Raw genomic sequence first — 12179 nt, forward strand, 5'->3', positions numbered from 1 at the left:
GAGAAAGGAGGTCGGGTGGGCCGCCCGGGTGACGGCCCACCCGGGCGTCACGGGGTGACGCCGATGCCCTGGCCGGTGAACTCGACCCAGTTGAGGTTGCCGAAGCCGCCGGCCGGGCCGCCGGGGACGGTGGTCAGGACCAGGTAGAGCTTGTGCGTCCCGCCGGGGTCGGTGACCGGCACGGTGGTGCTCGTGAAGGCGTTGTTGCCCGAGGTCGCGTTGACCGTGGCCGTGGCCAGCAGCGGGCCGGTGGGGGAGTCCAGCCGGAACTGGACGCCGAACCGGGGCTGCCCGGCGGTGGCGGCGCTGCCCCCGGAGGTGCGCAGCGTCACCGACTGCATGTTCGTCAGGTTCACGGTGTTGTTGATCGCGATCCAGTCGCCGGGGTCGAGGCTGCCGCGCTGCTGCCCACCCCCGGTGTCCGCGCTGGTGCCCACCGTGGTGCCGGACTCCTCGGTGGCGAACTCGACCTCCTGGCGCTTGGCCTGGATGATCTGCTGGTCCACCGTGGTCAGCGCCGGTTGGCCGTTGGCGCCCTGGTCGGTGTACGACGCGCTGACCACGCCGTAGATGTAGCCGCCGTGCGAGGCGTCGTCGGCGTCCGTGGGCAGCACGCCCGAGCAGCCGAACTGGTTGGCCTCACCGTGCCCGTGGCTGTCGTGGCCGAGCACGAAGGTCACCTCGACCTTGGCGCAGTCGACCGGCCCGTCCTCCGGGTCGGTGACGGTGACCGTCCACGGGATGTCGTCGCCCCAGCTGAAGAAGCCGCCTTCGAGCGGGGTGGTGACCGTGACCGTCGGCGCGGTGTTGCCGACCGTGATCGTGGTGTTCGCCGACGCGGTCTTGCCGCTGGAGTCGGTCACCGTGAGCCGGGCGGTGTAGACGCCGTTGGCGGTGTAGGTGAACGACGGGTTCGGGTCGATCGAGTCGGTGGTGCCGTTGCCGTCGAAGTCCCAGGCGAACGAGATGGAGTCCGCCGGGTCCGGGTCCTTCGAGCCGTCGCTGGAGAAGGCGACGGTCAGGGGTGCCCGGCCGTTGGTCGGGGTGGCGTTCAGCACGGCGGTCGGCGCCCGCAGGCCCTTGACGTAGCTGAACTTGAGCATGGCCGCGTCCGGGTTGACGTTGAAGAACCCGTCGCCGTACGTCAACAGGTAGAAGTTGCCGTCCGCGCCCCAGCGCATGTCCATGGGGTTGTCGCAGAGGAACGGCTTCGCGGGCGTGGTGGGCGCCGGCCCGCAGTTCAGCACGTTGTTGATCTTCAGGATGTCGCCCTGGTCGTCCAGCCGGATCTCCTTGAGGGTGTCCCGGGTGAACTCACCGAAGAAGATCGCGCCGTCGTAGTACTCGGGGAACTTCGTCTCCGACCTCAGCTCCGGGTCGAAGTCGTACTTCGCCGCTCCGTGCGGGCCGACGCCGCCCGTGCCCAGCTCCGGGAAGAGCACCGGGCAGGTCTGCGTGGGAGTCGACAGGTAGGACTCCGGGCAGGGCGTCGGGGCCTGGAACGAGTACCACAGCTCCGACTTCTCCACCTGCGGCAGGTCGGTCAGGCCGGTGTTGTGTCGCGAGGTGTTCTTCGGGGCCGCGCAGTCGAACGGTGCCACCGGGGAGATCGGAGTGGTGGTCCAGTCCATCTCGATGTACGGCAGGTTCGGCTGCACGCACATCGGCCAGCCGTAGTTCGCCGGCTTGTCGACGACCATCATTCGGCCGGTGCCGGCGGGACCGCGGCCCACCTGGGCGACCGAGGAGTCCGGCGAGTAGTCGGTGATGTAGGCGACGTCGTTCTTGTCGAGGGTGATCCGGAACGGGTTCCGGAAGCCCATGGCGTAGACCTCCGGCCGGGTCCTGTCGGTCCCGGCCGGGAACAGGTTCCCCGCCGGAACGGTGTACGACCCGTCCGCGCCCACGGTGATCCGCAGGATCTTGCCGCGCAGGTCGTTGGTGTTGGCCGAGCTGCGCCGGGCGTCGACGAACGGGGCCTGGTAGACGCCGGTGGCGCTGACCGAGTCGTTGTGCGGCGAGAAGCCGCCGGACCCGCCGCCGCCGGCCGGGGTGTCGTCCCCGGTGACCAGCCAGAGGTTGTTCTTCGAGTCGAACGCGATGTCACCGGCCACGTGGCAGCAGGCGCCCCGGTCCACCGGCACCTGGAGGATCTTCTGCTCGGTGCTCACGTCCAGCGACGGGGTCTCCCCGTCGACGAACTTGAACCGGGAGAGCTGGAAGTAACCCTTCCACCGGTCCCACGCGGCCGGGTCGGTGCTGGTGGTCGGCGCGCTGCCCGTCGGGGTGTCCAGCGGGGGCGCGTAGTAGAGGTAGACCCACTTGTTGGTGGCGAAGTCGTGGTCCACCGCCGGGCCGTACATCCCGTCCTCGCTGTTGGTGTAGACGGGGATCTGGGCCAGCACGGTCGTCTCGTTGGTCTCCGGGTCGTGCAGCCGGACGCCGCCACGCCGGTCGGTCTGGAGCACCCGGCCGTCGGGGAGCACGTCGAAGCCGATCGGCTCGTTGACGTTGGGCTGCGCCCCGACCACCGTCATCTGGTAGTTGGCCAGCACGGTCGCGCCGCAGTCGCCGTCGGTGACGCCGGCCGCCCACTGGATCGCCCCGCCGAGGTGGGCCCGCAGGTCGGCGCTGTCGTAGCTCTCCGGGGTGGCCCCGAGTCCGGTGTAGAACGAGCGGCCGCCCTGGTAGTCCTTGCACCAGGTGACCGGGTGGTCGAAGCCCATGCTGCCGCCGGCGTAGGTCTTCTCGTCCACCGTGGCCAACACGTGCGAGACGCCCCGGACGTTGGCCGCGAAGTTGTACCACCGGTCGGTGGTGGACCAGCGCTGGGGAAGCGTCTCCGACGCCGGGTGGACCCGGTCGGCGACGGTGACGGTCGCCCGGCTCGCGGCGGTCGGCGCGCCGGTGGCCCGGGTGCCGAGCACGTTGGTGAGGAACGACCAGTCCGGCTCGGCCTCGATGGCGGAGTGGACGCCGACGAAGCCCCCGCCGTCGCGGTAGTACGCCTCGAAGGCGGCCTGCTGCGCGTCGTCGAGCACGTCGCCGGCGGTGTTCAGGAAGACCACGGCGCGGAACTGCTTCAGGTGCGGCTGGTCGAACTTGCGGGGGTCGTTGGTGACCTCGACGGTGAAGCGGCGCTCCTGTCCGAGTTTCTGGACGGCCTGCACGCCGGCCGCCGTGGCGGCGTTGTTGCCGCCGGCCGACCTGGTGAAGACGAGCACCTTGTACTGGATGCCGTTGCTGACGGGTGCGGGTGCGGTGAGCACCGGCGCGGCCTGCGCCGGCGTCGGAGCGCGCTCCGCCGTCGCGACGAGCGACGCGGCGACGAGAGTGAGCAGGCTGAGATGGGTGGCGGCCCTGCGGCCGAACGGTCTTCTGCGCATCGAACCTCGCTCTGGTCGGGCGGGTCCGCCTCAGCGCCGGGACGAGGCTGAGGAGGTCGCTGGAAGGTGACGAGAGCCTGGCCAGGTTCTACGCGAGACGATATTTGCGACCGAGACCAAAGAGAAGAGGTTGAAGCCAAAAGTTTTTGATGAACCACTCCCACTTTTGTTCAGGATCATCAAAAGTGGGAGTGGAGTCTCGTTCGGACAGACGAGAGCGGGCCGGTCGCCCGAAGGCGACCGGCCCGCTGCCCGGTTGGCGTCAGAGGTTGTTGCTCGTGCCGGACGACCTGGTGCTCGTGCCGGTGGTCGACGTGCTGGTCGAGCCCGTGCCGGTCGAGCCGGACTTGGCGCCGACGGCGGCCGGCGTGCCGGCGAACGGCTTGTCGGCGTCGGTCAGCCCCGGCTTGCTTCCGTTGCCGGTGGCGGTGCCCAGCTTCTCGCCGAGCTTGGTCTGCCCCAGCTTGTCCTTGCCCTCCGAGTAGAGCCGGGTCGCCTGGGCCTGCGCGACTCCCGCCGCCTCCTGGACGGTCGGGTGGTCGAGCACCTTGCGGCCCCGGACCACCAGCTCCTCGTACTTCTCCCGGCCGGCACGGGCGCCCAGGACGAATCCCGCAGCCAGCCCGCCAAGAAACATGATCTTTCCGCGCATGGCGGCTCCTTCCGTACCTGACGCGCCGCCGATCCCGGCCCGGTGGCCCCGGGCGGGAACGACCTTCTCGCGCCTGCGTCCTCTGTCGTCGGCTAACTACCCATCCTGCTCTCCGCTCATACCTCCCTGTGCCGAGATGGCGATTTGTCCGGTATTCTCACTGCGTCCCGTGGCCCGCCACCGGGTGGGGGAGGCGGGGTAACCCCCTGGCGCACCACCCCCCGATGTCCTGTACTCTTGTCCCCGTCGCACGGCGCGGAGAGATCCGCAGCCGGGTGATCTACGGTCCCCCGTAGCTCAATTGGCAGAGCAGCCGGCTGTTAACCGGCAGGTTTTTGGTTCGAGTCCAAACGGGGGAGCTCCGCTCCACACGACGCCCGTCGGCCCAGGCCGGCGGGCGTTTCGCGTTGCCGGGACCCGCGCCCGTCCGCAGCCGGTTTCCGCCCGCGACGCCGCTTCGCCCGGCAGGATGGTCGATGTCGACTTAGACTCCCGCTGCGTCGATTACTGCGTCGATTCAAGGGTGGACGGACATGGCTGGAGGGCGGGGCCGCTGGACCGCGACGGTGATCGCGGTGGTCGTGGTGCTGGGCTGGCTGGTCGTCGGCGGCCTCGCCGGTCCCTACTCCGGCAAGCTCGGCGACGTCGCCACCAACGACAACGCCTCCTTCCTGCCCGCCGACGCCGAGGCCACCCGCGCGCAGGACCTCGCCGCCGGCTTCGTGGACCGGGAGACCACCCCCGCACTCGTCGTGTACGAGCGCACCTCCGGCATCACCCCCGCCGACCAGCAGCGGGTCCAGGCCGACGCGGCCCGCTTCGCGGAGCTGCCGGGCGTGGTCGGCCCGCTGCCACCGCCGATCGTCAGCCAGGACCGGCAGGCCGTGCAGGTGGTCGTCCCCATCGACGCAGCCGAGGGCGAACAGGTCGGCGCGGTGGTCGACCGGCTGCGGGAGATCGCCGGCGCCGACCGGGACGGGCTGACCGTGGACGTGGCCGGCCCGGCCGGCCTGCTCGCCGACCTCATCGAGGTGTTCACCGCCATCGACGGGCCGCTGCTGCTGGTCACCCTCGTCGTGGTGCTGGTCATCCTGCTGATCGTCTACCGCAGCCCGGTCCTCTGGGTCTTCCCGCTCCTCGCCGCCGGCATGTCGTACTCGCTGGCCGCGCTCTTCGTCTACCTCCTCGCGAAGAACGACGTCATCAAGCTCAACGGGCAGGCCCAGGGCATCCTCACCGTCCTCGTCTTCGGCGCCGGCACCGACTACGCGCTGCTGCTCATCGCCCGCTACCGGGAGGAACTGCACCGGCACGAGCGGCCCTGGGACGCCATGCGGACCGCCTGGAAGGGCGCCGCCCCGGCGATCGTCGCCTCCGGCGCCACCGTCATCGTCAGCCTGCTCTGCCTGCTGCTGTCCAGCCTCAACTCCAACCGGGCGCTCGGCCCGGTGAGCGCCGTCGGCATCGCCGCCACCCTGCTCGTGATGCTCACCTTCCTCCCCGCCCTGCTGCTGCTCGGCGGCCGGTGGGCGTTCTGGCCCCGGCGGCCCCGGTACGACCACGCCGACCCGCGGACCGAACACGGCATCTGGGGGCGGATCGCCGGCTTCGTGGCCCGCCGCGCCCGCGCCGTCTGGATCGTCACGGCGGTGGCCCTGGCCGCGCTCGCCCTCGGGGTGACCCAGCTCGGCGCCACCACCCTCGGCCAGTCCGACCTGTTCACCCAGCGCACCGACTCGGTGGCCGGGCAGGAGGTGATCGCCCGCCACTACCCGGCCGGCACCGGCAGCCCGGCCACCATCTTCACCAACCAGGCCACCGCCCAGCAGGTCGCCCAGGTGGCGCAGGGCGTACGCGGGGTGTCCTCGGTCCGCCCGTTCAGCCGTCAGGGACCGGCCGGGCCGCCCGAGGTAGTCGACGGGCGGGTGCAGTTGCAGGCCACCCTCGCCGACCCGCCGGACAGCAACGGCGCCGAACGCACCATCCGCGAGCTGCGCGTGGCGGTCCACCGGGTGCCCGGCGCGGACGCGGTGGTCGGCGGCTTCACCGCCATCAACGTGGACACCGCCGACGCCTCCACCCGGGACCGCAACGTCATCATCCCGGTGGTGCTGCTGGTCATCGCGGTCATCCTGGCCGTGCTGCTGCGAGCCCTGCTCGCTCCCGTGCTGCTGATCGCCACCGTGGTGCTGTCGTTCCTGGCGACGCTCGGCCTCTGCGCCCTGATCTTCAAGTACCTCCTCGGCTTCCCCGGGGTCGACCAGTCGTTCCCGCTGTTCGCGTTCGTCTTCCTGGTCGCCCTCGGCATCGACTACAACATCTTCCTGATGAGCCGGGTCCGCGAGGAATCCGTCCGGCGCGGCACCCGGGCCGGAGTGCTCACCGGCCTGGCGGTTACCGGCGGTGTGATCACCTCCGCCGGCATCGTGCTCGCTGCCACCTTCTCCGCGCTCGCCGTGCTGCCCCTCGTGGTACTCGTCGAACTGGGCGTGGCGGTCGCCGCCGGCGTGCTGCTCGACACCATCGTGGTCCGCTCGCTCCTGGTGCCCGCGCTCGCGTACGACATCGGGCCGAAAGTCTGGTGGCCCGGCCGGCTGTCCCGGACCAACCGGGAGGGCGACCGGGCCGGGGCGGAGGTGGCCGATGCCCGCTGACACCGACGTGGTCATCGTCGGCGGCGGCCTGGCCGGCCTCGCCGCCGCCCGCCGGCTCCACCGGGCCGGCGTGCCCTGGCGGCTCGTCGAGGCCGCCGACCGGCTCGGTGGCCGCGTCGCCACCGACGAGGTCGACGGTCACCTGCTCGACCGCGGCTTCCAGGTGCTCAACACGGCCTACCCGCGGCTCGGCGGCCTGGTCGACCTCGGCGCCCTCGACCTCGGCTGGTTCACGTCCGGCGTGCTGGTCCGCCGCGGCGACCGGCTGGACCGCCTCGTCAACCCGCTGCGCGACCCCGCCGGCGCGCCCGGCACGCTCACCGCGAGCGTCGGGTCGCTGGTCGACCGGCTCCGCTTCGCCGCGCTCGCCGCCGGCTGCGCCACCCTGCCCGTGGGCCGGCTGCTCAACGCGCCGGAAACCACCACCGAGGCGGCGCTGGGCCGGGCCGGGCTCTCCGCCGCGTTCATCGAGGAACTGCTCCGGCCGTTCCTCTCCGGCGTCCTGATCGACCGCGAGCTGGCCACCTCCAGCCACGTGCTGGCCGTCCTCCTGCGCGCGTTCGCCCGCGGCCGGATCGGCCTGCCCGCCGGCGGCATGGCGGCGCTGCCCGCCGCCGTCGCCGGCCCGCTGCCCGCCGAACTCATCGACCTGGACACCCCGGTCGCCGAGGTCGCGCCAGGCCGGGTCCGCACCCCCGCCGGCGACCTCACCTGCCGCGCCGTCGTGGTCGCCGTGGGCGGCCACCCTGCTGCCGCGGCTCCAGCCGGTACGCATGCACAGCTACACGACCTACTACCACAGCACCGACACCCCACCGCTGGCCGAGCCGATCCTGCTCCTCGACGGCGAACGGCGGGAACTCGTCGCCAACACGGTGGTGGTCAGCAACGCGGCACCCACGTACGCGCCGGCCGGCAGGCACCTCGTGGCCACCTCCGTCGTCGGCCCGCAGGCCCCGCCCGAGCCGCTGATCCGCCGCGAGCTGGACCGCCTCTACGGCCGCTCCACCGCCGACTGGACCCACCTCGCCACCGTGTCGGTGCCCGAAGCGCTGCCCGCCGCGCCGCCGCCCCAGGGCCGGCTCCGCAAGCCGGTCGCGCTCGGCGAAGGGTTCTTCGTGGCCGGCGACCACCGCGACAGCCCGTCCATCCAGGGCGCCCTCGCCAGCGGATGGCGGGCCGCCGGCGCGGTGCTCGCGGAGCTGCGCGGCACAGGCCCGATGTGACCACCGGCGCGACCGACCGGTCCGCTGCGCGCTGTTATCCTCGCGTTGCCCATCGTGCCGGGCAGATCATCAACCCGGCCCGACGGGTGATGGCCGGTGATCCGTTGAGCGGGTTACGATCCGGCGCGGTAGCGGGGCGGTAGCTCAGCGGGTTAGAGCAGGGGACTCATAATCCCTCGGTCGCGGGTTCGAGTCCCGCCCGCCCCACCACACAAAACTCCTGGTCAGCCATGCTGGCACCCGGACGAGCGGCGCCGAGATCCGGACCGACGCCGTCAGTCCACACCGAGTCCGCGGAGCAACGTCGGTCGGTTGTCCGTCAGCCAGTCCCCGGGGCGCGCGGGGGCGGCCGGCGGACTACCAGTATCTGCCGCAGGCCGGCTCGAGCTTGTTGACCGCGCCCTCCAGGGCGGCGGTGTCGCTCGCCACGTTCAGGAGCCCTTCCACATTGGCAGGGTCGATCGAGCGGATCTTGGTGTACTTCAGGCCGGCGGCCACGGCGAGCGCCCTGAAGTTGCTCCGCAACGTGCGGTCGGTCTGCTCGGCGGCCACTCGGTTCGCCGCCGCCTCGAGGTTGACCAGCCGGGTGATCGCCTCCGCCCGAGCGTTGACGATCTCGGCCTCCACGGTGGCACTGGCGGCGACCCCGCCCAAGGTGATCAGGCCGGCGATGGCCTTCTCAAGCGGACCTTTGACGGCGGTGCAGGCCGCCTTGTTGCTCGTGGTGGCCGCTTGCGTGGCCTTCCTGGTCGTGGGCGCCGCCGCGGGGGTCGCCGAGGACCGGGGGGTTCCCGAGGACCGGGGGGTCGGCGAGGGCTCGGGTGCGCGGCTCGGTGTGGCCGTCGGCGCCGCGGGCGTGGGGGTGGGTGACCCCGCGGAGATACTCGCCTCCACGGCGGTGGGCGTGGCCGGCATTTCGGCGGCACGGTCACACGCCGAGGCGGTGAGCAGCGCCGCAGCGACCGTCACGCAGAGCCCGAGCCGTCGTACCGTCAACGTCGCATCCCATCTCACGATCTTCGCGGAGCCGTGACGATACCTGGGCGACGCCGTGTCGACCATCAACCGGCGCACGACCGGCCGCCAGGCGATCACCTGCGGCCGACAGGCACAGACGACGAGCAACCGTGGTCGACGAGCCGACCAGGTCACGGCAAGGGTCGACGCTGGCTGATCGTCTCCGAAGATCGCGATGGGAAGGCTCGCCGGAAGCCGTGGCGGGAAGCCGGCACTGATGTGTGTCGATTCAGTGCTCGACCGTAGGTTGCGTGGGCATGAGACTCAGACTCGCTCTTGCCGTCGCGACCGCGGCGCTGGCGTCCGTCATCGTCCTCCCGGCTGCCGCCCAGGCCGCACCGGACAGCCTGGCCTGCGCTGCTGCTGGCAGTTACAGCCGCGTCGTCGACGGCACGCCGACGACCTTCTGGCTGGTCGGCTCCGTCAGCACCTATCGGTACTGGCACGTCGTCGACGCCACCTCCGACAGCTACCAACGCAGCTACGTGGTGCGGTGCAGCGGCGAAACGATCGTCACCGCCACGGATCTGGCCGTGACGGCCACCGGCGGCGACCGCTGCGGCAGCACCTCGACCACTCAGTACCAGTACGTCGGCGCGCGGACCGGCCTCGAGCCGAATCCGGGCTGGCCAGGGTTCTACCTGGAGTACGAGTACCACTACTGGCACGTGAAGCGCTGGGTGTGGTCCGGATTCTTCGGGTACTGGACCTACGATCACTCAGAACTCGCCCGCTGCCTGATCTGACACGGGACCCTCGCGCGATCAGGACGGGGCAGGACATGGACCAGGGCTCCCGCGACGAGTTGCTCGGCCGCCTGGCTGAGGCCGTCGGGTCCGTCGCGGTCGCACACCCGACGCGGGTTGCCATCGACGGACCGCCCGCCGCCGGCAAGACCACCCTCGCCGAGGAACTGGCCGTCGTCCTGCGCGGACAGGGCCGGGACGTCATCCGCGCGACGATCGACGATTTCCTCTTCCCCCGGGCGCAGCGCTATCCGCGCGGGGAGTACTCGGCCGAAGGCTGCTACTTCGACACCCACGACTACGGGGCGCTGAACCGGGTTCTGCTCGATCCGCTCGGCCCCGGCGGAGACCGACGGTTCCAACACGCGGTCTACGACCGCACCGCGGATACCGTGCTGTCCCCGCCGGTCACGACTGCCCCAGCCGAAGCCGTGCTGGTCTTCGACGGTGTCTTTCTCATGCGCCCGGAACTGGTTGAGCGGTGGGACCTGCGCATCCTCGTGTCGACGGCACTCGAGACGACCGTGGATCGTGCCGTGATCCGGGAGCGCCAGGTGTCATCTCGGGCCGAAGTCGAACGGCGCTGGCGCGAGCGTTACATCCCCTCGCAACAGCTCTACTTCGCCACGGTCCGCCCGACCGATCTGGTCGACATCATCGTGCACAACGACGAGCCCCAGCAGCCGGTCTGGGAGAACCAGACGAAAGCACACTGACACTCCCGCTGCGGGCTGGGACCGGCCGGGGAGCCGTCTCCAGGCCATTCCGTCAAGCAGGTGGTGGGACGGCATCACCTCGCCGGGCACCACAAGGGCTGGACGGTCCACGACCGCCCGACGAGGTGATCCGCGTACCACCCGGATCAGTCGGCGGGGCGTTCGGCGAGTGGGCGGCGGCGCAGGGCCGTGTCGGTCAGTGCGCGCGGGGGCGAGGCAGCCTGGGGGTTGAACAGGTTGGTGCCGGGCGCCACGATCTCGTCGATCCGGTCGAGTGCCGCATCGTCCAGGGTGAGTGCGGCCCCCTTGAGGAGGTCCTCCAGTTGTTGCATGGTTCGCGGTCCGATGATCGCCGAGGTGACGGCGGGGTGGGCCACGGTGAACGCCACGGCGAGCTGGGGGAGGGTGCAGCCGATGCTTTCCGCGAGTTCGACGAGTTGTTCGACGGCGTCGAGCTTCGCGGCGTTTTCCGCGTTCGCGGGATCGAATAGTTCCGGCCTGATTGTGGGACGGCCGGTCGCCAGGTCGATGGGCTGGTTCTTGCGGTATCTGCCAGTGAGGAAGCCGAAGGCCAGGGGACTCCAGACCAGTACGCCCATGCCGTAGCGCTGGCAGACGGGCAGGAGCGAGGCCTCGATTCCGCGGGCCAGGATCGAATAGGGCGGCTGCTCGGTGCGGAAGCGGCCGAGGCCACGCCGCTCGGAGACGTGGTGCGCCTCGACGATCTCCTCGGCCGGGAACGTGGAGCATCCGAAGGCGCGGATCTTCCCTTGGTGCACGAGGTCGCTGAGGACCGAGAGCGTCTCCTCGATGTCGGTCGAGGGGTCGGGGCGGTGGACCTGGTAGAGGTCGATCCAGTCGGTGTTCAGGCGCCTGAGGCTGTCCTCGACCGCCTTGAGGATCCAGCGCCGTGAGTTGCCACTGCGGTTGCGACCCTCGCCCATCTTGAAATGCACCTTGGTGGCGAGTACGACGTCGTCGCGGCGCCCTTGCAGCGCCTTCCCGACAATTTCCTCGGACTCACCCTGTCCGTACATGTCAGCCGTGTCGACGAAGTTGATGCCGTGGTCGAGGGCCGTGTGGATGACACGGACGCAATCGTCGTGGTCAGGGTTGCCGACAGCCTGGAACATCATGGTCCCGAGGCAGTAGGCACTGACCTCCATACCGGTTCCGCCGAGGGTGCGATAGCGCATGGTGAGGCTTCCTCACTGGTTCAGCCGTGATTACACAGAGCGACAAAGCGTCGATCACGCGGGGGAGCCTAGGATCTAGAGTCGACTCTAGGTCAACCCGTTACCCTGACCGGCATGGTTGAGGTCACAACGAGTCTGAGCATCGGACAGGTCGCCGAACGCACCGGCTTGAGCGTTCACGCGCTGCGCTTCTATGAGCACGAGGGCCTCTTCGTCAACCCCGTGCGACGCGGACCGGGTGGGCGTCGCCTCTACAGCCAGGATGACGTGGACTGGCTCACGGTCTGCATCATTCTCCGCGCCTCCGGCATGCCCCTACCCGCGCTCCGGCGATACGCCGACCTCGTGCGAGAAGGAGCCGGTAACGCGGAAGAACGCCTCGCGCTGCTGCGCGAGCACGAAGCGCAGGTCACTGCCCAGATCGGCAGACTCACCGAGTGCCTGGATCTGATCAGGTTCAAGGTCGGAGTGTATGAGGACCTCCTCGACCCGGGGAGCCCCACCGCCCGCCAATGCCATGCCCCATCCCCTTCGGCGGTCAATGAACAGACGCCAACCACGTCGGTCAGCTTTTAGACCCCCATCT

9 protein-coding genes, 2 tRNA genes and 1 pseudogene are annotated in these 12179 nt (G+C 70.5%); 8 read left to right on the forward strand and 4 right to left on the reverse strand.

What is annotated here, in order from left to right:
- Window positions 1–47: 47 nt before the first annotated feature.
- Both NLX85_RS21185 and NLX85_RS21190 read right to left on the reverse strand, forming a co-directional pair.
- On the reverse strand, window positions 48–3386 hold the full coding sequence (locus tag NLX85_RS21185) for a ThuA domain-containing protein (protein WP_254337772.1): 3339 nt from the start codon (window positions 3384–3386) through the stop codon (window positions 48–50).
- 262 nt (window positions 3387–3648) lie between these two features.
- Entirely contained in the window at window positions 3649–4038 is a 390-nt protein-coding gene (locus NLX85_RS21190; RefSeq protein WP_254337774.1) for a hypothetical protein, read from the reverse strand.
- Between the two features lie 286 nt (window positions 4039–4324).
- Between NLX85_RS21190 and NLX85_RS21195 the strand changes: the two genes are divergently transcribed.
- The 4 genes and pseudogenes from NLX85_RS21195 to NLX85_RS21210 all read left to right on the forward strand — a co-directional run bounded on the left by NLX85_RS21195 (window position 4325) and on the right by NLX85_RS21210 (window position 8128).
- Window positions 4325–4397 (forward strand) — tRNA-Asn (locus NLX85_RS21195).
- A 174-nt stretch (window positions 4398–4571) separates the two neighbouring features.
- Window positions 4572–6692 carry an MMPL family transporter gene (locus NLX85_RS21200; protein WP_254337776.1) on the forward strand — a complete coding sequence of 707 codons (2121 nt, stop codon included), beginning with the start codon at window positions 4572–4574 and terminating at the stop codon, window positions 6690–6692.
- A pseudogene (locus NLX85_RS21205) lies at window positions 6682–7918 on the forward strand (FAD-dependent oxidoreductase). The gene NLX85_RS21200 and the pseudogene NLX85_RS21205 overlap by 11 nt, the downstream one beginning before the upstream one ends.
- A 133-nt stretch (window positions 7919–8051) precedes the next feature.
- Window positions 8052–8128: transfer RNA gene (locus NLX85_RS21210), tRNA-Ile, on the forward strand.
- 147 nt (window positions 8129–8275) lie between these two features.
- Here NLX85_RS21210 and NLX85_RS21215 read toward each other — a convergent pair.
- Window positions 8276–8545 (reverse strand): hypothetical protein, encoded by a 270-nt coding sequence (locus tag NLX85_RS21215; RefSeq protein ID WP_254337778.1) that lies wholly within the window; start codon window positions 8543–8545, stop codon window positions 8276–8278.
- A 1-nt stretch (window position 8546) separates the two neighbouring features.
- Here NLX85_RS21215 and NLX85_RS21220 point away from each other — a divergent pair, with 1 nt between their 5' ends.
- The 3 genes from NLX85_RS21220 to NLX85_RS21230 all read left to right on the forward strand — a co-directional run bounded on the left by NLX85_RS21220 (window position 8547) and on the right by NLX85_RS21230 (window position 10397).
- The gene (locus NLX85_RS21220) at window positions 8547–8951 is read left to right on the forward strand and encodes a hypothetical protein (RefSeq protein WP_254337780.1); all 405 of its coding nucleotides are present in this window, start codon (window positions 8547–8549) and stop codon (window positions 8949–8951) included.
- A 241-nt stretch (window positions 8952–9192) separates the two neighbouring features.
- Window positions 9193–9681 (forward strand): hypothetical protein, encoded by a 489-nt coding sequence (locus NLX85_RS21225; protein WP_254337782.1) that lies wholly within the window; start codon window positions 9193–9195, stop codon window positions 9679–9681.
- A 35-nt stretch (window positions 9682–9716) separates the two neighbouring features.
- A complete protein-coding gene (locus tag NLX85_RS21230; RefSeq protein ID WP_254337784.1) occupies window positions 9717–10397 on the forward strand; it encodes a uridylate kinase in 681 nt (226 codons plus the stop codon).
- A gap of 146 nt (window positions 10398–10543) precedes the next feature.
- Here NLX85_RS21230 and NLX85_RS21235 read toward each other — a convergent pair whose 3' ends face one another.
- Window positions 10544–11593, reverse strand: a complete 1050-nt coding sequence (locus NLX85_RS21235) for an aldo/keto reductase (protein ID WP_254337786.1) — start codon at window positions 11591–11593, stop codon at window positions 10544–10546.
- A 114-nt stretch (window positions 11594–11707) separates the two neighbouring features.
- Here NLX85_RS21235 and NLX85_RS21240 point away from each other — a divergent pair, with 114 nt between their 5' ends.
- Window positions 11708–12169 (forward strand): MerR family transcriptional regulator, encoded by a 462-nt coding sequence (locus tag NLX85_RS21240; RefSeq protein ID WP_254337788.1) that lies wholly within the window; start codon window positions 11708–11710, stop codon window positions 12167–12169.
- Window positions 12170–12179 lie beyond the last annotated feature (10 nt).

Origin of the sequence: Micromonospora sp. A3M-1-15 (genome assembly GCF_024213425.1) — a bacterium.
In the GTDB taxonomy this organism is placed as follows: domain Bacteria; phylum Actinomycetota; class Actinomycetes; order Mycobacteriales; family Micromonosporaceae; genus Micromonospora; species Micromonospora chersina.